18 protein-coding genes and 1 other RNA gene are annotated in these 19,695 nt (G+C 40.3%); 14 read left to right on the forward strand and 5 right to left on the reverse strand.

Annotated features, from left to right (window positions below; all coding sequences use genetic code 11):
• Window positions 1–76 precede the first annotated feature (76 nt).
• Entirely contained in the window at window positions 77–1,072 is a 996-nt protein-coding gene (locus tag AC4HAO_RS04620) for an AraC family transcriptional regulator (protein WP_491092753.1), read from the forward strand.
• Window positions 1,073–1,091: 19 nt separating this feature from the next.
• Here the strand turns inward: AC4HAO_RS04620 and AC4HAO_RS04625 are convergent, their stop codons facing one another.
• The 5 genes from AC4HAO_RS04625 to AC4HAO_RS04645 all read right to left on the reverse strand — a co-directional run bounded on the left by AC4HAO_RS04625 (window position 1,092) and on the right by AC4HAO_RS04645 (window position 6,860).
• Window positions 1,092–2,000, reverse strand: coding sequence for an alpha/beta hydrolase (locus AC4HAO_RS04625; RefSeq protein WP_491134725.1), 909 nt, complete (start codon window positions 1,998–2,000; stop codon window positions 1,092–1,094).
• A gap of 127 nt (window positions 2,001–2,127) precedes the next feature.
• Window positions 2,128–3,576: an FGGY-family carbohydrate kinase gene (locus AC4HAO_RS04630; RefSeq protein ID WP_491134726.1), complete on the reverse strand. Its 1,449-nt coding sequence runs from the start codon at window positions 3,574–3,576 to the stop codon at window positions 2,128–2,130.
• A gap of 4 nt (window positions 3,577–3,580) precedes the next feature.
• Window positions 3,581–5,017, reverse strand: coding sequence for an L-fucose/L-arabinose isomerase family protein (locus tag AC4HAO_RS04635; protein WP_491134727.1), 1,437 nt, complete (start codon window positions 5,015–5,017; stop codon window positions 3,581–3,583).
• A gap of 81 nt (window positions 5,018–5,098) precedes the next feature.
• Window positions 5,099–6,034: a transketolase family protein gene (locus AC4HAO_RS04640; RefSeq protein WP_491134728.1), complete on the reverse strand. Its 936-nt coding sequence runs from the start codon at window positions 6,032–6,034 to the stop codon at window positions 5,099–5,101.
• Window positions 6,024–6,860: a transketolase gene (locus tag AC4HAO_RS04645; RefSeq protein ID WP_491092759.1), complete on the reverse strand. Its 837-nt coding sequence runs from the start codon at window positions 6,858–6,860 to the stop codon at window positions 6,024–6,026. The genes AC4HAO_RS04640 and AC4HAO_RS04645 overlap by 11 nt, the downstream gene beginning before the upstream one ends.
• Before the next feature lie 184 nt (window positions 6,861–7,044).
• Here AC4HAO_RS04645 and AC4HAO_RS04650 point away from each other — a divergent pair, with 184 nt between their 5' ends.
• From AC4HAO_RS04650 to AC4HAO_RS04710, 13 genes are all read left to right on the forward strand, one after another.
• Window positions 7,045–8,070, forward strand: coding sequence for a LacI family DNA-binding transcriptional regulator (locus AC4HAO_RS04650; protein WP_491092760.1), 1,026 nt, complete (start codon window positions 7,045–7,047; stop codon window positions 8,068–8,070).
• Between the two features lie 379 nt (window positions 8,071–8,449).
• Window positions 8,450–9,229, forward strand: a complete 780-nt coding sequence (locus AC4HAO_RS04655) for an MBL fold metallo-hydrolase (RefSeq protein WP_491092761.1) — start codon at window positions 8,450–8,452, stop codon at window positions 9,227–9,229.
• Complete coding sequence (tadA, locus tag AC4HAO_RS04660; protein WP_491134729.1) at window positions 9,226–9,738, forward strand: tRNA adenosine(34) deaminase TadA; 513 nt, start codon at window positions 9,226–9,228, stop codon at window positions 9,736–9,738. The genes AC4HAO_RS04655 and tadA overlap by 4 nt, the downstream gene beginning before the upstream one ends.
• A 55-nt stretch (window positions 9,739–9,793) precedes the next feature.
• An RNA gene (gene ffs, locus AC4HAO_RS04665) (signal recognition particle sRNA small type) lies at window positions 9,794–9,892 on the forward strand.
• A gap of 192 nt (window positions 9,893–10,084) precedes the next feature.
• Window positions 10,085–11,434, forward strand: a complete 1,350-nt coding sequence (locus AC4HAO_RS04670; protein WP_491134730.1) for a glucose-6-phosphate isomerase — start codon at window positions 10,085–10,087, stop codon at window positions 11,432–11,434.
• A 472-nt stretch (window positions 11,435–11,906) separates the two neighbouring features.
• The gene (locus AC4HAO_RS04675; RefSeq protein WP_491134731.1) at window positions 11,907–12,707 is read left to right on the forward strand and encodes an SDR family oxidoreductase; all 801 of its coding nucleotides are present in this window, start codon (window positions 11,907–11,909) and stop codon (window positions 12,705–12,707) included.
• Window positions 12,708–12,729: 22 nt separating this feature from the next.
• Window positions 12,730–14,595 (forward strand): BglG family transcription antiterminator, encoded by a 1,866-nt coding sequence (locus tag AC4HAO_RS04680; RefSeq protein WP_491134732.1) that lies wholly within the window; start codon window positions 12,730–12,732, stop codon window positions 14,593–14,595.
• Complete coding sequence (locus AC4HAO_RS04685) at window positions 14,595–15,074, forward strand: transcriptional regulator GutM (RefSeq protein WP_491092765.1); 480 nt, start codon at window positions 14,595–14,597, stop codon at window positions 15,072–15,074. The genes AC4HAO_RS04680 and AC4HAO_RS04685 overlap by 1 nt, the downstream gene beginning before the upstream one ends.
• A gap of 14 nt (window positions 15,075–15,088) precedes the next feature.
• On the forward strand, window positions 15,089–15,643 hold the full coding sequence (gene srlA / locus AC4HAO_RS04690) for a PTS glucitol/sorbitol transporter subunit IIC (RefSeq protein ID WP_491092766.1): 555 nt from the start codon (window positions 15,089–15,091) through the stop codon (window positions 15,641–15,643).
• 16 nt (window positions 15,644–15,659) lie between these two features.
• Window positions 15,660–16,652, forward strand: coding sequence for a PTS glucitol/sorbitol transporter subunit IIB (gene srlE / locus AC4HAO_RS04695; protein WP_491092767.1), 993 nt, complete (start codon window positions 15,660–15,662; stop codon window positions 16,650–16,652).
• A gap of 77 nt (window positions 16,653–16,729) precedes the next feature.
• The gene (locus AC4HAO_RS04700) at window positions 16,730–17,095 is read left to right on the forward strand and encodes a PTS glucitol/sorbitol transporter subunit IIA (RefSeq protein ID WP_491092768.1); all 366 of its coding nucleotides are present in this window, start codon (window positions 16,730–16,732) and stop codon (window positions 17,093–17,095) included.
• Between the two features lie 187 nt (window positions 17,096–17,282).
• Complete coding sequence (locus tag AC4HAO_RS04705; protein ID WP_491134733.1) at window positions 17,283–19,364, forward strand: BglG family transcription antiterminator; 2,082 nt, start codon at window positions 17,283–17,285, stop codon at window positions 19,362–19,364.
• A 1-nt stretch (window position 19,365) separates the two neighbouring features.
• Window positions 19,366–19,674, forward strand: a complete 309-nt coding sequence (locus tag AC4HAO_RS04710; protein ID WP_447452489.1) for a PTS sugar transporter subunit IIB — start codon at window positions 19,366–19,368, stop codon at window positions 19,672–19,674.
• Window positions 19,675–19,695 lie beyond the last annotated feature (21 nt).

Consider the following 19,695-nt stretch of genomic DNA (forward strand, 5'->3'; position numbering starts at 1 on the left):
ACAATTATAACGCTTTCATGATATAATAGACATACCATTTCTTAACAGGAATAATATCATTTTTTTAGGAGTAGTTATGGATTTTTGGGAACTTGAAAATAGACTTTTTCAACTTACTGAGAGTGAGCAACGCTATTTTCATCAAGAGAATGATAATGATTACTATAACAGTTATGACAACGCTATTCTTGTTGGAAATAAAAAAGTTTTCCAGTTTTCCTTGAAAGATATGGTTAAGGATGGAAGTAGCAAAAATTATTACATTCGTAAACAAAGTCGTTTTACACCTGTTCCAAACCATATAACGGATGTCATTGAGCTCAACTTTGTTTATCATGGTGAAAGTATCCAATATGTTAATAACAAGGAAATTATCTTAGATGAGGGGGACCTTATTCTTATTGACACTCAAGCGTCACATGAAGTAGCTAGCGCAGGCTACAACGATATTATTATTAGTATTAATATTGAGCAGCGTTTTTTCAAAGAACATTTCTTTAATCATCTTCAAAAACAAACAGCATTGACAAGTTTCCTCTTTCAAGCTATCTCAGATAGTCAAAATCACAATCAATATATCCTTTTTCGAAGTAAAAATGCCCAAAATATTAAATTACTTTTTCAGCAATTACTTTGTGAAGTTTATGAGCCAAAATTATTAGACTCTGACTATAAAAACCATATTTTGCAACTCATCTTGTTAGAGTTAATTCGTTCTTTTTCAGTAGAAAGTAACGGAACAGCTAGCGATTCCCGTAGACAACAGCTTGCCTTAGAAATTCTTTCATACATTAACACTAACTATCTGGAGACAAGTTTGGAAAAATGTGCCCATCATTTTGGATATAATAGTAGTTATTTCAGTACTCTTGTTAAAGAAAGTACGGGTCAAACTTTTAAAACACTTTTACAGAATAAGCGACTGGAAGCAAGTTTGCCCCTTCTTCTTCATAGTAAAGAATCAATTAGAGATATTTCTTTTGAGGTTGGATTTTCCAATCTTAATCATTATTATGCCTTGTTTAAAAAAACATATGGAGTAACTCCAGCTCGATATCGGAAAAATAAATAAAGCCCCAGATAAATGGGACCTACTTATTTTTAATTGGATTGTAAAAACCTGCACGTGTCGTCTTGATAGGAGCAAGCCATTCCAAAAATAAATCCACCCACTTATAAACTTGGGCGTTCTGGTTACTGGCTTTGACACCAGTACGCAAGTCACCTAGGACAAGACCATGTTTCCCTTTATTGAAAATGTGTAGCTCATAAGGGACATCAACTTTAGATAATTCCTGACAATAAGCTAGGGCATTGCTGGCTGGAACTAAAGTATCTTCCATCGTATGCCAAACAAAACTTGGTGGCGTTTGAGAACTAATATTTTTTATAGGATTAAGCTTATCTAGTAAATCTGGGTTTGGATAAAATTGCCCTGTTGCTGCATAAGCGACTTTGTCGAATTCGCCAATCTCACTACTCGAGTTAATCTCAAAAGCTGTATAAGCTAGCATTAAATGAGTAGGCCGAATTAACTCACAATCTTTGCCAACTAATTGTTGCAACCATTTCTTATTCCAGTATACTCCTAACTGGGCAGCTACATTACCGCCGGCAGAAAATCCACCGACTACGACATAATCAGTATTAACTTGGTAGGTTTTTGAATTTTCTTTAAGGATGCTTACTGCCTTTGCTAAAGCAACTACAGGTGTTGGAAAAGCACTAACCGGTGATTTTGGTAAATCCTCCAAACTATCTGAAGCTAGATTTTGTAAGCCTTCTGTAGCGTAGTGTACCACTACTACATGAAACCCTTCTGCTAAGAAACGTAAAGCGACTGCTTCGTCTTCTCTAAAAGATGTCCAGAAATATGCACCTCCCGGACAAATAATAATCGTTGGAAATAGGCGGTGTGGGTCAATTTCCTCACTAGCTTCTTGTAAATAAAACTTGGCCAAAGACCCCTTATTGTCTAAAGTTTTCTCAAAATATTTCATTTTTGCATTTCTCACTCCTTATATCAATATACTTGGCAACTTTATTGTTTTGATGATAAATTCTTATTAAAAAGTTTTTATTCTTTTTAATAATTCTAAGTTGAGGTGGTGGTATTATATAAAAACTTTAAAGAAGATTTTGCACGGCCTTATCCCAGCCTGCCAGCTTGTCTAGACGAATTTGACTGAAGGATTCTTCGGGTGAAATACGGTGGCTGCTGAGCTGGTTGAGAATGTCTTCGGAATATGCACCGCAGGACATCCCTGCTAGATAAGCAACACCGGTGCAGGAAGCTTCTTCAACAGCGGCAATATCTACATCCGCGTTGGCTAGATTACTTTGAAATTGCATCAGATAAGCATTTTTAGTTGGGCCGCCATCAACACTGATACGCTTGATTTCCAGTTTAGACACTGATTTCATGGCACTGAGAACTGCATTGATTTGATAAGCGATACTCTCCAGTCCAGCTTTGACTAATTCTGCTCGACCGCTGGTACGTGTCATCCCAACAAAGGCAGCTGAAGCATCATCTCTAAAATAAGGGGCTCCTAATCCCGAAAAAGCTGGTACTAAATAAGTCTTATCTAATGGATTAGCTGCCGCCACCAGACGGTCCAGTTCTGCCATCTCTGAAAAAAGATTGAGACTGTCTTTAAGCCAGGTAATGACAGCTCCTGAATAGTTGATATTTCCTTCAAGAACATAGTGGCATTTGCCTTGAGACTGCCAACCAATTGATACTGCCAAGTTTTCAGGCATAATGGATACCTCCCTACCAATGTTCATCATGATAGAAGATCCTGTTCCATAGGTTGCCTTGATATCCCCTGCTTCAAAGCCCTTATGGGCAAATAGAGCAGCATGGGAATCTCCCATGACAGCATGAATCGGAATCGGATGAGGCAGCAAACCATCAAAGTCTGTTTCCCCAAAATGAGCATCGGAGGCCTCAATTTGAGGCAGACTGGCCACTGGCACCTCAAAGAGGTCACAGAGTTCTCTGTCCCAAGTCCGCTTTTCCAGATTCATCAACTGTGTACGGCTGGCATTAGAGACATCCGTTTTAAAGGATTTACCGTCTGTCAATTTATAGATTAGCCAAGCATCCATGGTTCCACAGGCAATTTGCTCAGAATCCCCTTGATAATGCTGCAGTAACCAAGCAAATTTTGCGGCTGAAAAATAAGGAGACAGGGGTAAACCTGTTTTGCGTTTGACCATAGAAGCCTGAGAAAGATTCATCTGGTCTGTAATTTCTTTAGCTCGCGCACATTGCCAAACAATGGCATCTGCAATCGGCTGACCACTTTCTTTATGCCAGGCTAGGGCTGTTTCGCGCTGGTTGGTAATCCCAAGAGCCACAAGCTCTTGCCGATGGATATTTACCGTGACTTGGTCAACCAGCGACAGCACATTAGCATAGATTTCCATAGGATCATGTGACACCCAGCCCTCAGCTGTGACTTTTTGTTCGTGCAAGAGACTTTTCTTGGTAACAATCTGACCAGACTCATCAAAAAGCAAAACTTTCGTCCCTTGAGTGCTTTGGTCAATTCCAATTACATAGACCATAAGCTTAACCTCGATTTGGGCGGAAATGTGTGGCGTCATCACCAGCTAGATAGGCTTTGACCTCATCTTCGATTGGATCGTAGAAATCAGCCTTCACATCAAGATATTTACAAGCTTCATAGAGAATTGGTACAACATCTTCTTGAACACCAGCAACGTGGTGAATATAAGGGCCATAGACCAATTTAGATTCCAAACGATTTAGATTATCAAATTCAACATAGAAGTAAGTTCCTTGGTTGTAAGGACCATCAATCCCTTTTGCATTCCCCATCAGGAGTGAATATTCCCCGTTATCGCCATCAAAGCGGCAGAAGGTATAATCAGTCTTCTTAGCACGGAAGCCAACAGAGCCCGGATAGTCAAAGACGAAGTGGCTTGGTGGCAAAATTGGTTTTGTTTCAGCCGTTTGGTAAGCAAAGACACCCAAGTGTTGAAGCAATTCTCCATTTGGATTTTCTGGGTGGCGGCAGTTAACGTCAGCAAAGATGGCACGTTTTTCGCCCAATGAAGCTGCTTCAATCAAGAGTTCTGAAATGACACCGTGCACATCTGTTTCACAAACAAACGGGATACCTTCTTCTTGAAGTAATGACAGTGAGGCGTAAGGCAAAATACCAATTTCTTCCTGCAAGGCAGTCCAGCATTGGATAACCCCTGAATTACAGCCGTACTTGTGGCATAGGTCTTCAAGTGCCACCTTGAGTGCGGCAACCATATGAAGGGCTTCTGCAGTAACTTGAACATCAGTGTTTGCGTGGAACCAGTCTTCAACAGTTTTAACCTTGTCGGCTTCCTCTGCTTTGACACGATTGATTTCATCTACTAACTCACGCAAAGGAATTGGTGAGAGTGAGATATTGAAGCGTTCCAGCAATTCGCCTTCATTGCAGATAACTGTCCAGAAGTCAAACGGACGTGGACCCACTTGCAAAATACATGTGTTCTTAAAGGTCTTGACCACATTGCAAACTTTGACAAAATCTTTGACCCCACGCTCAAAAGCTGGATCATCAAGGTTAGAGTTTTTAACATAAGTAAATGGCACTTTGAAACGGCGGAGTACCTTCCCAATGGCAAAGAGACCGCATTGGCTATCACGAAGGCGCGAGCCATCTTCAGCAGGGATTTCATCCTTAGGTCCCCAAACAAGAACAGGCACATGGAGTTTTTTAGCCAAGCGGGCAACCGCATATTCTGTTCCGAAGTTTTCATTGGCAATAAAGAGACCGTCAATAGCTTCCGCTTTAAATTTTGCAGCAGCAGCTTCAACACTGGCATCATCGTAAATCAAGCCATCTGCATTGATATCTTTAATATCAACGTAGTCGATACCCCAAGCATCTAATTTTTCACGTGTGTAATTAGCATATTCGATAGCTGCATCTGCACTGAAAAGGTTACGACGTGTTGGTGCAAAACCAAGTTTAATCTTATCCATATTTAATAACCGCGACTGCCTATCATGAGGCAACCTTTCCTTTCTGAATGTCCTTTTTAATGATTAGTTGACTCTTGCTATTTATTTAGCCAAGAGCTTTTTAACTTCTTTTGAAATCCCTTCAACTGAGATACCATAGTGGTCAAAGACCTCTTTAGTCGTTCCTGTAACAACCGTTTCATCTGGAATGCCCATTATATGAAGGTAGCCACCTTCTTGTGCCACAACTGCTGCCACAGCAGAACCCAGCCCGCCATTAACGCTGTGTTCTTCAACTGAAACAATACCCTTGGTTTGGGCGACAGCTTTTCTGACCGCTTCTTCATCAAAAGGCTTGAGGCTGGCAAAATTCAGAACGCGGGCTGAAACACCTTCTTCTTCAAGCGCCTGGGCAGTATCAAGAGCCACACGGACTGTTTCACCAACAGCTGCGATGGTGACATCTTTTCCTTCCCTCATCACAGAAGCTTTACCAATTTCAAAATGTACATTGTCTTCTGTAAAACTATCCTCAACAGGATTGCGTCCTAAGCGAATATAAGCTGGTTTATCTGATTTGACCAGATATTCAAAAACAGCCTTGGTTTCGTGACGGTCAGCTGGAATAATAATCTCTAGGTTGGGAATGGCACGTGTCACCGCAATATCCTGTAAGGAATGGTGACTAGACCCAAGTGCGCCGTAGCTGACTCCCCCGCTGATACCAACCAGCTTGACATTTTTATTGGAATAAGCCACATCAACCTTGATTTGTTCAATGCTGCGCATGCTGAGGAAACAAGCTGGAGAAGCAACAAAAGGACGTTTGCCGTTCAGTGCTAGACCTGCTGAAATACCGACAAGATTTTGCTCGGCAATCCCTGTTTCCACGATTTGATTTGGAAAAGTATTAGCAAAATTAACAAGAGAAGCTGAGCCGCGTGAATCGCTGGTCAAAACCAAGAGGTCTTTATCTTCTTCTGCCGCTTTCATTAACACCTCGCACATGACAGCGCGGTTTGCAATTTTATTTGACATCTGCGTAAGCCTCCAATTCTTTATTTAAATCAGCGATAGCCTCTTGGTACTCTTCATCCGTCAAAACGTGATGGTGCCAATTAGCCTTACCTTCTGCTCTTTTAACCCCTTTCCCTTTTAGGGTATTGGCAATAATTATAGTTGGTTTGTTTTTGACAGGTTCAGCCTCTAAAGCCGCAACCAATTGAACCATATCATTGCCATCAGCGACGTCAATAACATGCCAGCCAAAGGCTTTCCATTTATCATGCAAGGAATCCAGATGCATGACATCTTCGGTTGAGCCGGTGATCTGCAGCCGGTTGCGATCCAAAACAGCCACAAGGTTATCCAACTTGTAATGAGCTGCTGCCATTGCGCCTTCCCAGACAGAACCTTCTGCTTGTTCACCGTCTCCCATGAGTACAAAGGTACGGTAGTCTTTACCATCTAACTTAGCCGCCAGAGCGCTGCCGACAGAAACAGGCAGTCCATGTCCCAGAGAGCCGGTATTCATTTCGACACCAGACACCTTATTGTTAGGATGGCCTAGCAGTTTAGAGCCATATTGGGAGAATCTTTTAAGGTCTTCTTTTGGAAAAAAGCCTCTGTCTGCCAAAACTGCCCAAAGCACTTCAACCGCGTGACCTTTACTTTGGATATAACGGTCTCGATCATCTGCTTTGGGAGCTCTTGGATCAATCTTCATGATTTGATAATAAAGTGCCACTAATATGTCGGCACAGGACAGGTCAGAACCAGTATGTCCAGTTCCGCCATCATAGATGAGCTTGAGAAAATCTTTGCGGATTTCCAAAGCCTTCTTTTCCAATTGACGCGTATTCATAAGTCCTCCTATTCTTATAAACTAAAACAGTTTATTGAAAGCGATGTCTTTTTATCAATAGTTTAGTATTTTTAGCTAAAATAATCAATATTTTTTATTAAAAAATCAATTTTTCCACAAATTTTAACTAAACTATGCATTTTTTTAGTTCTTTATGATAGAATACCAGAGATAGGAGAACTCTATGAAGATTGAAGATATTGCAAAATTAGCTGGACTCTCAAAAGGAGCTGTATCACTAGCCTTAAATGGTAAATCTGGTGTTAGTGAAAAAACACGCCAAAAGGTACTTGATATCGCTAAAGAAGGGGGATACATTCCTCTAAAACAGAAAAAAAGGTTAAAAAAGAATGAGAAACAACAAGTTAAACGAGTTATACATTTTTTAGCTTATCAAAGTGAAACAATCATCACGAGTGATTATCAAGCCCAACCATTTTTTGATGAATTAATAACTTCACTTTTATCAGAAGTTAGGAGTTACGAACATATTTCTTTTGTTATTACCAACGTCAAAACTCGAAATATAGTGCAAACAATCAATCATTTGGCAGATACAAAACAAGCTGATGGTGCGATGGTCCTAGGAACTAACCTTGATCATGATTATTTAGAACAATTATCTCAGTCTAAAATCCCGTTAGTAGTCATTGATACTTATGATCCTAAATTAGATATTAGTTTTATCGGTATTAATAACTATCAAGGAGGATATGAAGCTGGTAAGCAAATTTTAAAGGCGGGTCACCGATACATAGGCTACGCTGAGTCCAAAATTCGTATTAATAATTTTGATGAGCGTAAACGAGGTTTTTTAGATGCAATCACTGAAGGGAATCTAAAGATATCTTCCGATAACTATTTTGTGTTCTCACCTATAAAAATTAGTAATGATACCAATTTTCAATATAGTGATTTTCACAAAGAGCACTCACCAACAGCTATTTTTTGTGAAAATGATTATATTGCAATTAGTCTTATAAAAACATTAACTCAATTGGGAATACGGGTTCCAGAAGACATCTCTATAATTGGTTTTGACAATATTCGTGAAAGTAGTATTGTTACCCCAGAACTTTCAACAATTAATGTCTCTAAAGATCTTTTAGCAAGGACAGCCCTGCAGCAACTTCTTAGTTTAATTAATAATCCTAGCAAACATCTTCAAACATTTGTCAGTACGCGCTTTATCAAGCGAAAATCGTTCTAAAAGTTCTCAAGGGAAGTTAGGGATTCTTGAGGAGTTTACCACTAGACTGAACTGTGTAAGGGAGGAAGTTAGAAGAGCTGATTCCAAATAATCAATATCTAATTTTCTGCCATTTTGTTTATTAAAAATACTATTTCTTGATTTATCATGAGAAAGGCTAAAAGTACTTAGTAGTTTTAGAATTTACTACTAGTATTTTTGAAACACAGATATTTGTTTAACAGAGGGACAAATATTTTTCAGATAGATAATATTACTAGTAATAGAATGATAATACATTTATTGCAAAGCTTCCCTAATGAGAACAGTTACATGAACTAACTGCTGAAAGCACCTTTATTTGTTATAATAGACCTACGAATGTAAAGAAGGTGATTGTATGAAATTAACAACACTTGGTTGTTGGGGAGCTTACCCCTATCAAGATGGTGGAACGACCTCCTATCTACTTACAGGTCACGATGGTTTCCAGCTTCTAATGGATTGTGGCAGCCGTGCCGTAACCGAATTGGAAAAGGAAATCAGCCCTCTGGATTTAGATGCTGTTCTTATCAGCCATTATCATCCCGATCATGTCGCAGATCTGGGTGTGCTCCGTCATTATTTTCAGCTCTATCCTAAGCATCTTTGGGAGCCAAAGGTTTTACCGATCTATGGACATAATGAAGATAGCTATGAGTTTAGTAAGTTATCTCTAAATGGTGTATCCCAAGGAATAGCCTATGATGTCAATGGTGTTCAGGAGGTTGGTCCATTTGATATTACCTTTATTAAGACAGTGCACCCAGTACCTTGTTATGCCTTTCGTATAAAAGAGCGTGAGACTGGTCAGGTTCTTGTATTTACAGGTGATACCGGCTATTTTGATGCTTTAGCTGCTTTTGCTAAGGACGCTGATCTCTTCTTAGCCGATGTTTACCTTTATGAAGGTAACGAAAATCATATGGCTCACCTGACATCTAAGGAAGCAGGACAAATTGCTCTGGAAGCAGGAGTAAGGCAGCTTGTCTTGACTCATGTGCCTCCTCTGCCGCCAGAAGGTATTGATGCTTCGCGCCATCTGATTGTTTTGCAAGAGCAGACACAGAACTATGCAGCTTCTGTGCCAGTTGAGCTAGCTCATCCGCATAAAACTTGGGACTTAGGAGCCCTGCAATGATCGATTTAACACAAGCTCAAAAAGAGCTTTTCATGGCAGAAGCGCTAAAGGAGGCTCAGCAATCTCTAGCTAAAGAGGAAATACCAATCGGCTGTGTTATTGTTAAAGATGGCAGGATCATTGGTCGCGGTCACAATGCGCGTGAAGAATGCAATCAAGCAGTGATGCATGCTGAAATTATGGCAATCAATCAGGCCAATCAAACAGAAAAGAACTGGCGCTTGCTGGAGAGTACTCTCTTTGTAACAATTGAACCTTGCGTCATGTGCAGCGGTGCTATTGGACTGGCTCGTATTCCTCGGGTTATCTATGGTGCGGCCAATCAAAAATTTGGTGCAGCTGGGAGTCTTTACAATATTCTGGCTGATGAGCGCCTCAATCATCGTGTTCAGGTAGAATCTGGAATCTTGGAAGCTGACTGTGCTCAGATTATGCAGAGTTTTTTTCGTCAGCGACGCGGTAAAAAAATTAAAGAGGAACTTCAGCCTAGCGATGAAAAAATGAAATAATAATGCCTGCAATGAGAAGGATAAAATCATTTGCAGTTATATCAAATTATGATATAATAACGTCTGGAGCAACATCTTCGCGTGAAGTGGGTCAGGGGAGGAATCCAGCAGCCCTAAGCGATGCAGGATGTGTGCTCTTTTTTATGTTGCACAAAGCTATGGGGACGGTGGCATGTATGACGGTTAGAAGCAGAAAAGTGATTTTTCAAGCCATTGACATTCTGCTTAGTGAGTTTTATCTCCTTGCCACCCTGCCCCAGCCCTTGATTTTTAGCGAAAAAGATTGAAAATTGGGGTAGAAAAGAGTAAACTAGTAAGGTATATTGATTTAAAAGGGAGTAAAATCATGACTCATATTCAATTTGATTATTCAAAGGTTTTAAATAAGTTCATTGAACCGCATGAATTAGATTACTTGCAAATGCAGGTTACGGCAGCAGATGCTGCTTTGCGCAATGGTACTGGTCCAGGCGCTGAAATGACTGGCTGGCTCACCCTGCCTGAAGATTATGACAGAGAAGAATTTGCCCGTATTCAAAAAGCAGCAGAAAAAATCCAATCCGACAGCGATGTCCTCATTGTGATCGGTATCGGCGGTTCTTACCTTGGTGCCCGTGCAGCAATTGATTTTTTGAATAATTCTTTTGTCAATCTGCAAACGGCTCAAGAGCGAAAAAATCCACAAATCCTCTATGCCGGTAACTCTATTTCCTCCAACTATCTGGCAGACCTTGTGGACTATGTAGCTGACAAGGATTTTTCGGTCAATGTTATTTCTAAATCAGGAACAACTACAGAGCCAGCGATTGCCTTTCGTGTCTTCAAGGAACTTTTGATTAAAAAATATGGTCAAGATGAAGCCAACAAGCGTATCTACGCTACGACCGACCGAGTAAAAGGAGCTGTCAAGGTTGAAGCCGATGCCAATGGTTGGGAAACTTTTGTTGTCCCAGATAGCGTAGGTGGACGTTTCACCGTCTTGACACCAGTTGGTCTGCTTCCCATTGCTGCAAGCGGTGCAGATATCACCCAATTGATGGAAGGTGCTAACGCAGCACGCAAAGCATATTCTTCAGATAACCTTGCTGAAAATCAGGCTTACCAATACGCAGCTATCCGTAATATTCTTTATAGAAAAGGCTATGTGACAGAGGTTCTTGCAAATTACGAACCTTCCCTGCAATACTTTAGCGAATGGTGGAAGCAGCTAGCTGGTGAGTCAGAAGGCAAGGACCAAAAAGGAATTTACCCGACATCGGCTAACTTCTCGACAGACCTTCATTCACTTGGTCAATTCATCCAAGAAGGCTATCGCAATCTATTCGAAACCGTTATCCGTGTTGATAAACCACGTAAAAATATCACTATTCCAAATGAAGAGACAGACCTTGATGGACTCGGCTATCTTCAAGGTAAAGATGTTGATTTTGTCAATAAGAAAGCAACAGATGGTGTCTTGCTGGCTCATACAGACGGTGGTGTTCCAAATACCTATCTGACAATCCCTGAACAAAATGAGTTTACACTTGGCTATACGATTTATTTCTTTGAAATTGCTATTGCTATTTCAGGTTATCTCAATGGTGTGAATCCTTTTGACCAACCTGGTGTTGAAGCCTATAAGAAAAATATGTTTGCCCTGCTGGGTAAACCAGGTTTTGAAGACCTGAGTGCTGAACTGAATGCGCGCCTATAAGAACATCAAGCTTTTTAAAAGAACTGAGAGCCTGTATTAATGTCTCATCACCCCTAGGGTCGGAGTTTCTATCCGACCCTAGGTTTTTTTGATTGAGATATAGCAATCAGCTGCTCATTTTTCATGAGAAATAGCTGTGTTAATGGTTAAGTTGAGTACAACACGTTAGGCGGTAAACTAGAAAACCAGTGTTTTAATTGCCTGAGCTGTTGGCTTTAGTAACTATAACCGAACCTAGTCGCTATGCTGTAAAAAATCTAATCTGATGAAAAGCATCATATTAGTGCACAAAATTTCTTAATTTCTGGAAAAAGTGTGTCTTAATTCTATCTTGAAAGCGTTTTATAATTGAGTTGTTAAAAAATAAATGGATGGGAGTTGAGCCTGAAATAAGTAGGAGTAAGCGCTACTGCTGTCTCGAATTTCTTAGTCAGAGTCTCAGTTCTTATACCTAGTTAAAGGAGTTAAGAAAATGGCAGATTGGTTGAATATTATAGGTAAGACAGTTATTGTTACGGGGGCTTCATCAGGAATTGGGGAAGCTGTTGTAGATGAGCTGCTGGAACTTGGTGTCAATGTTGTGAATTTTGATATTGCAGATAAGAATAAAAAGCACGATAATTTTTTATTTCAAAAAGTAGATGTGACCTCACGTGAACAGGTTGAAGCAGCCGTGGCAGCGACTGTTGAACGTTTTGGCACCATAGATGCCCTTGTCAATAACGCTGGTATTAATATTCCCCGCCTCTTGGTTGATCCCAAAGATCCTCATGGACAATATGAACTTGATGATAAAACTTTTGAAAAGATTACTATGATTAATCAAAAGGGACTCTATCTTGTCAGTCAGGCTGTTGGACGCCTCTTAGTCAATAAAGGAGATGGTGTTATTATAAATATGGCTTCGGAGGCAGGTCTCGAGGGCTCTGAAGGACAGAGTGCTTACGCTGCTACAAAGGCAGCCGTCTACAGCTACACACGTTCTTGGGCTAAGGAACTTGGGAAACACGGCGTTCGTGTTGTCGGAGTAGCACCTGGTATCATGGAAGCTACAGGACTGAGAACACTTGCCTATGAAGAGGCCTTGGGCTATACTAGGGGAAAAACAGTTGAACAAATTCGTGCGGGCTACGCTTCTACAAGTACGACTCCTCTTGGTCGCAGCGGTCACTTAAGCGAAGTTGCTGATCTTGTAGCTTATCTGATTTCCAAGCGTTCGAGTTACATTACAGGCGTTACGATTAACGTGGCTGGAGGAAAAACTCGCGGATAATAATTAAAAGTGAGGTTTAAGGGTGGCGCTAGTTAATCGATGGTACCGTATTTTAAATCTCTTGGTTTCACAGCACCAAGTTACGGTTGAAGAGGTGCGAAAAAACCTAGGCATCAGCACTAAAACGTTAAGAAGCAGTATTGAGCAACTGAACGATATTCTAGGTGCAGATGTTCAGGTAGTACAAAGAGATGATAGTCTATTCTTGGAAGTAGCTGATTATGCTAGGTTGGAGGATATTTTATCTGGCAGTTTACGTATGGAGAGCGATTTCAACTCCTCCGGCAGGCGGGCTTCTTATCTCATCAAACGCTTATTACAGAGTACTAAGCCTCTTTTGATTGATGATTTAGCTGAAGAAATAGGCGTCAGCCGCACAACCATTAACAAGGATTTAAAGCAGGTTAAAGAGCTGACCCAAGACTACCAAATTGAAATTTCAGGACGTCCAAACAGAGGCTTAGAAGTCTTTGGTGATGAGCTAAACTTACGGCTGTTTTACAGCCATCATGTTTATGCTTATTTCAGTTCAGAAACGTTGAAAAATGAGACTGACTTTTTCTTACAGGAACTCTGTCAAAAATTTCAACTACCGAGAAAAATCCAAGATCTCCTAACCAAGGTGGTCGCGATCACAATTGCCCGCCTTAGGCGAGGAGAGTTCCTAACTCAACCAATTCCTTACTACATCAACGAATTGAAAGGTTCGCAGATTATGGATGAGCTAGTTTATCACCTTGAAATGACTTATAAAATCTCTCTCGGACAGTACGAACAGGATTTCCTAAGCTTTCCTTTGAATATTCAGTCTATAGCGGGCTTGGAGTATTGTACAATTGAAAACGCTCAAATCATAGCTCTCTATCAAGATATGGTTGCGCGTGTTAGAGGAACTCTGGATGTTGATTTTAATGATGAAAAGTTGCTTACTGATATTTATACCCATCTGAAATTCTTACTCAATCGTTTGATCTTTCATGTGCCAGCTAGCGATATTTTTCACGGTGAAATTCAAAATAAGTTTCCTCTTGCTTTTAAAATGGCTGAAGTTGCTGCTAGTCTGCTGAAGGAAATATTTGCCTACCCAGTAGATATCTCAGAAATCAGCTATTTAGCCCTTTATTTTGAAAGTGTCCTTCGTGATCCTAATCAAATACAAGAAAGATCCAGCCGCAAAGTTGCAGTAGTCTGTACAACAGGTCTGGGAACAGCTGCAATGATAGCACGCCAATTAAAGAATGTTCTCGGCAATGATGTAGAAATTACTCAATATTCTGAAGAAAATTTTAGACCAGAAGCCGATGATAATTACTTTGCTATCTTTACAACCGTTCCGCTAAAATATGGGAACTTAAAGTCTCCTGTTATTCAATTAACCAATCTTTTTGACGACCATTGGCTTCGCGATGTTTGGCAAAAGATTAAGACCTACCATCAGAAAGATTTAGAGACGGCTGTCCTTAAATTTATGCGTTTGAGACAAGCTAAGTCTTACAGAGACTGCTTGATTGATATGGTAGCCCTCTTGAGAGATGTTGACTTGGTTGATGAGGGTTTCGGTCAACGTGTCTTAGAGCGTGATAGGCAAGGAACGACGATCTTTGGCAATGGTATTGCCTTTCCTCATACCACCAATCGTCTATCAGGCAAGCCAATCTTAATGTTAGGAGTTCTGCAAGATACCCTACCAACACAGACCACTGAACTGGAATTTATTTTTCTTGTAGCTATCCCGCAAAAACTGGATAAGCGAACAGAAACAGAATTATTAGAACTCTATGATGATATTTTCAGAATTGCCAATAATGATAGTCTCAAGGAGGCTTTACGACATGTAAAAACGGAGTCAGATTTTATTGCCTTAACCAAAAGCAAAGGGGTATTTTAATGGATTCAATACTTTTACTGGGAATAGTCATTGTGTCTGCTTATGTCCTGCAGATCCTGTTAGGACTAAAGCAAATCAAACATTTTAATCAGGTATATAGCACTCTGCGCCAAAAAGGCCGTGTAGCTATTGGCCGCCGATCGGGGAAATTAAAATCAGGAACAATTGTGATGTTTGCTATTGATAGTTATGGCAAGGTTCTTGATGCTAAAAAAATGCAAGGAGTGACCATAGCCGCATATTTTAAAGATATGCCAGATTATCTGGGACAAGATATTCATTATTTTGATTACTATAATCCGCTGGTACGTAAAGAAAATAAGCTGTTGCGTATCGCCATTGAGGATGCTCGCGAAGTCTTCTTAAGAACAGAAGCCGGTACCTATAAAGATCTTCCTAAGGCACCTCCTCTAGTCGATGCGGCGACACAGCTGAAGCTATTGCCTCAGTGGCTAAAATTACAGTTTAAGAAAAAATAAAGGAGTTAAAAACCATGAATAATGTTACAAAATTAATTGAAGGCTTCATGAACCTATTCCAACTAGGCGGTGAAAATTTCGTCGGATGGTTGACAGGAATCGTTCCCAAAGTCCTCATGCTGTTGATTGCCATGAATGCCCTTATTGCCTTAGTTGGTGAAGAACGTATGAATAAACTGGGAGAATTATCTGCTAAGAACCCAGTGACACGCTATCTCATCCTCCCCTTCTTTGCTGCTTTTATGTTAGGGAATCCGATGGCCATAAGTATGGGACGCTTTGTTCCTGAATATTATAAACCCAGTTACATAGCAGCACAGATGCAGTTCTGTCACACGTCAAACGGGGTATTCCCCCATATTAATCCTAGTGAATTATTCGTATGGCTGGGGGTAGCCTCAGGAATTGAAGCACTAGGGCTAAGTACAATCCCTCTAGCGATCCGCTACTTGTTAGTGGGCCTCCTTATGAATTTCATCGGCGGTTGGGTGACTGACTTTACAACAGCCTATGTATCTAAGCAGCAAGGAGTCACCTTGAGTAAGAAAGTTGAATTGTCAAATAAGTAGAAAAAGAGGTAGAAAAATGGCCTATAGAAGTATTAAAGTCGTAAAAGGTAATGGTGGTTTCGGCGGACCATTGGTGATTACACCTACCGATGCAAAGCATAAATTTCTCTATATTACTGGTGGCGGTGAAAAGCCTGAAATTGTTGATAAAATTGCAGAACTTACAGGCATGGAAGCTGTTAACGGCTTTCAAACGTCCATCCCAGATGAAGAAGTGGCTTTAGCTATTGTTGACTGCGGCGGGACTCTTCGTTGCGGTATCTATCCTAAAAAAGGCATTAAAACAATCAATATCGTTGCAACAGGAAAGTCAGGCCCTCTGGCTCAATATATCACAGAGGATATTTATGTTTCTGCTGTTGGGTTGGAGCAAATTTCACCTGTTGAAGCAGATGAATCTGTGACAGAAGCAGCTTCGGAAGTAGTCGAAGAGGAAAGAACCAGTTATGATACCAGCAAGAAGATTACGGAACAGCGCGCTGAATCTAGTTTTATTGCCCGTATTGGTATGGGAGCTGGTAGAGTCGTTGCCATTTTCAATCAGGCTGCGCGTGATGCCATTCAAACGATGCTAAATACCATCCTTCCCTTCATGGCCTTTGTTTCCTTGATTATTGGTATCATTAATGGAACAGGCGTTGGTAATTGGCTGTCCCATGTCCTTAGCCCCTTGGCTGGGAATATTTGGGGATTAATCCTTCTCGGCTTTATATGTTCTTTGCCTTTCTTATCTCCGCTCTTAGGGCCTGGTGCTGTCATTTCCCAACTAGTTGGTGCTCTGATTGGTACCGAGATCGGTAAAGGAAATATTCCTCCCCAGATGGCTCTGCCAGCCCTATTTGCGATCAATACTCAAAATGGCTGTGACTTTATCCCTGTTGGTTTAGGTTTAGCGGAAGCAGAAGCGGAAACTGTCGAGGTCGGCGTGCCTTCCGTTCTCTATTCACGCTTTCTTAACGGCGTCCCCCGCGTTATCGTTGCCTGGGTAGCCAGTATTGGGCTTTATTGATAGCAGCAGTGATGAATAAATGTGGATCAATAGAGGAAATTATTATATATAATCAAGTGATTAGAAAGTGAGAAGCTATGTCAAAAATTTTTGAAACAAGAGTGATGGCAGTTGGTCCAGAAGCCCAAAGCATGGTAGAAGATGCCAATATGCTGATTCTATTTGGCCAAGGAGCGCCGGCAGACTTAGCAGAATTCTGCTTTACAATTGATAATAAGAATCTTACTGGTAGCCTAAAGAGTGACGGGAAAGTTTTAATTGATGCGCAAGAGTATCGTATTACTGCAGTTGGAGATGTAGTTGAGACGAATCTCAAAAATTTAGGCCATATCACGATCTCCTTTGATGGTTCCAAAGAGAAAACATTGCCAGGAACGCTTCACGTTGAAGGAGATAGTTTGCCTCAGTTGTCATCAGGAACGCTAGTGCAATTTTGGGATTAGTTTGGACAGCTGTTTAAGATAGGTAATTTAATATTGACGAAACGGCTGCCCCCTCCTGCCTTGAATAATCTATTCAAGGCAGGAGGGGGTTTTTGTGTAGAGGTTTTTGCAAATTTTTTTTGAAAAAAGATCTACTTTTTAATATGATGAAAGCGCTTTATAATCTAAGTAGATGGGGGAAAGAACGATGAAGGAAAGAGCTCGTGCCGTCTTAAATCGATTGCTAAATTCGCAGATACCGCTGACCATAAAGTATCTTTCAAATGAATTTGAGGTCAGCGAGAGAACGATTCGCAACGACCTTGCCGCAATTGATGAATCGTTGATACAGTGCCGGTTACCCTCGGTGAAAACCATCCGATCCAAAGGAGTGATGCTAAATTTAACAAGAGATGAAATCCAACGGCTAAAAGAATTTAATAAGGAAGGCTGCTCATCATTTAAGTATTTAAGGCGAGAGGAAAGAGTGCTCGATTTAATTTTAGATATTGGCTTTGGAACAAGCCCCGTCTTTTTGACCAAGAAGGAGGAGACCTACCAGATTTCAAAATCTTCAATTGATGAAGATATCCGGCAGGTTCGAAAAAATTTGGCCCACTACCATGTCAAAGTTGTGAGCATTCCTAAGAAGGGTCTGCAGTTTCAAGCTAAAGAGCAGTTTATCAGAACAATGCTTTTTTCGATACTAAGCTCAGCCTTATTGGAAGTCGATAGTGACAAAAAGGATATCGTTTTTAAATATATCAACCAGTCTCAGTTACAGTACTTAGATGATAGTTACAGTCGCTTTATATCAAAAGTGGAAGTCAGCCATTACCGAACGAATTTTAATCTGCTGGCTTATATATGGCTTGAGCGAATGAAACAAGGAAAGTATATTTCGGATACCGATAAACAAAGAGATTCTGAAATAGAAAAAACAGACCGCATTCAAAATTATATTAATGTGGTATCGGCTCGCTTATATCCTGATGTTAATGCAGAGGAGAAAAAATACATTTATTTTCTCCTCAATACCCTAAAAAGAGAAGATGACTACCGCCCCTTCAACTGGCTGGACCTGCAGTTATTGACCCTGCAATTTATTCAATTTGTTGAAGACGGGACAGGGATTCCCTTTAATAAGAAGGAATTTCAGCTTCAAGAGGCTCTATATACTCATATGGTAGGTATGGTAGAGCGTATCAAGGGAGGTCTACAGCTCACGAATCCTCTGAAGGAAAAAATAAAACAAACCTACGGTCTCGTCTATCATGTCGTTGAAGAATTTCTAAAAAATGCAGAATATAAATTTGGCGGAAGTATTACAGATGATGAGATAGCCTTCCTAACAATACATTTTTCAACTGCTTTAAGTGAGCTTAATCAGGATAATAAATATTGGTACAGAGCAGTCGTTATTTGCAATCACGGTCTTGCTACGGGACGGCTGCTAGCAGAAAATCTGAAGGAATACTTCAATGTTGAAGTATTGGCGGTCTTAAGCAGCCGAGAAATCGATTTAGTTGAGAGGTTTGATGTAGATTTAGTTTTTTCGACAGTGGAACTTGACTATAGAGTCAAACCAACGATTATACTCGATTCTATCTTTAATGATGAAACCAAGTTACTCGTTCATAATTTTCTGGAGAATAATAGTCAATACCGACGATTAATATCTGTCAAGAGTGACTACACAGAAATGTTTCAGAACTTATTACGATTAATTGAAAGGCATTTAGGAGAGGTAAGTAAAGAGCTTTATGCTTGTCTCGAAGAGTTATTCAATCATAATAAGCTAAACATTAATAAGAGGGAGGTGCAGCCTATGATTCAAGATGTATTATCTGATGATAATATTTCATTTGAAAAAGAAACATTTACCTGGCAAGAAGCCATTGAAAGAGTGGCTAAGCCGCTGTTGAGCAAGGAGTTCATCACATATAACTATATACAGGCAATGATAGACAGTGTTGAGCAGTATGGCCCCTATATCGTGATCGGCCCCCATCTTGCCTTAGCTCATGCTAGACCAGAAGATGGGGCTCAAAAATTAGGCTTGAGTCTTTCCGTATTTGAAAAGCCGGTTGTTTTTGGCCACGAGTTTAATGATCCGGTACATGTCATATTTTGCCTATCTGCTACGGATTCTTATACGCATTTGAATGTTATGAAGAGTCTGGTCAATCTAATCAGGAAAGAGGATGACCTTAAGGCTCTAACAAGGGCGGCAGACTTAGAAACCGTTAAGGAAATCTTATTTAAAGAAAGAAGTGAGGAGGAAAAATAAGATGGCTAAGAATTTAAATATTTTATTTGTTTGTGGAGCTGGTTTAGGTTCCAGTTTTGCTGCTCAAATGGCAGCAGAAGATGTTCTGAATAAGTATGGTATTGACGCTAAACTGGATCATGTAGATATTTCAACAGCAGCATCAGTCGGACCGGATATTATTATTACGGCTCAAAATTTTGAAAAGCAATTCGCCCAGTTTTCAATTGATAAAGAAAAGACAGCGATTATCTTTTTAAAAAATATCGTGTCCAGTCAAGAAATAGAAGAAAAACTACTGCCTGTGCTTAAAGAACGTCATTTTATGTAATGACTCGTCTAAATGGAGGAA

This window comes from Streptococcus sp. ELY_137, from assembly GCF_058314515.1.

Excerpts from the sequence above, each read along its gene's own strand:
- AC4HAO_RS04675 (WP_491134731.1), top strand. The coding sequence starts at position 11,907 with ATGGCAGATTGGTTGAATATTATAGGTAAGACAGTTATTGTTACGGGG.
- AC4HAO_RS04645 (WP_491092759.1), bottom strand. The coding sequence starts at position 6,860 with ATGAATACGCGTCAATTGGAAAAGAAGGCTTTGGAAATCCGCAAAGAT.
- AC4HAO_RS04655 (WP_491092761.1), top strand. The coding sequence starts at position 8,450 with ATGAAATTAACAACACTTGGTTGTTGGGGAGCTTACCCCTATCAAGAT.
- AC4HAO_RS04640 (WP_491134728.1), bottom strand. The coding sequence starts at position 6,034 with ATGTCAAATAAAATTGCAAACCGCGCTGTCATGTGCGAGGTGTTAATG.
- AC4HAO_RS04705 (WP_491134733.1), top strand. The coding sequence starts at position 17,283 with ATGAAGGAAAGAGCTCGTGCCGTCTTAAATCGATTGCTAAATTCGCAG.
- AC4HAO_RS04685 (WP_491092765.1), top strand. The coding sequence starts at position 14,595 with ATGGATTCAATACTTTTACTGGGAATAGTCATTGTGTCTGCTTATGTC.
- tadA (WP_491134729.1), top strand. The coding sequence starts at position 9,226 with ATGATCGATTTAACACAAGCTCAAAAAGAGCTTTTCATGGCAGAAGCG.
- AC4HAO_RS04635 (WP_491134727.1), bottom strand. The coding sequence starts at position 5,017 with ATGGATAAGATTAAACTTGGTTTTGCACCAACACGTCGTAACCTTTTC.
- AC4HAO_RS04625 (WP_491134725.1), bottom strand. The coding sequence starts at position 2,000 with ATGAAATATTTTGAGAAAACTTTAGACAATAAGGGGTCTTTGGCCAAG.
- srlA (WP_491092766.1), top strand. The coding sequence starts at position 15,089 with ATGAATAATGTTACAAAATTAATTGAAGGCTTCATGAACCTATTCCAA.
- AC4HAO_RS04620 (WP_491092753.1), top strand. The coding sequence starts at position 77 with ATGGATTTTTGGGAACTTGAAAATAGACTTTTTCAACTTACTGAGAGT.
- AC4HAO_RS04710 (WP_447452489.1), top strand. The coding sequence starts at position 19,366 with ATGGCTAAGAATTTAAATATTTTATTTGTTTGTGGAGCTGGTTTAGGT.
- AC4HAO_RS04670 (WP_491134730.1), top strand. The coding sequence starts at position 10,085 with ATGACTCATATTCAATTTGATTATTCAAAGGTTTTAAATAAGTTCATT.
- AC4HAO_RS04630 (WP_491134726.1), bottom strand. The coding sequence starts at position 3,576 with ATGGTCTATGTAATTGGAATTGACCAAAGCACTCAAGGGACGAAAGTT.
- AC4HAO_RS04700 (WP_491092768.1), top strand. The coding sequence starts at position 16,730 with ATGTCAAAAATTTTTGAAACAAGAGTGATGGCAGTTGGTCCAGAAGCC.
- srlE (WP_491092767.1), top strand. The coding sequence starts at position 15,660 with ATGGCCTATAGAAGTATTAAAGTCGTAAAAGGTAATGGTGGTTTCGGC.
- AC4HAO_RS04650 (WP_491092760.1), top strand. The coding sequence starts at position 7,045 with ATGAAGATTGAAGATATTGCAAAATTAGCTGGACTCTCAAAAGGAGCT.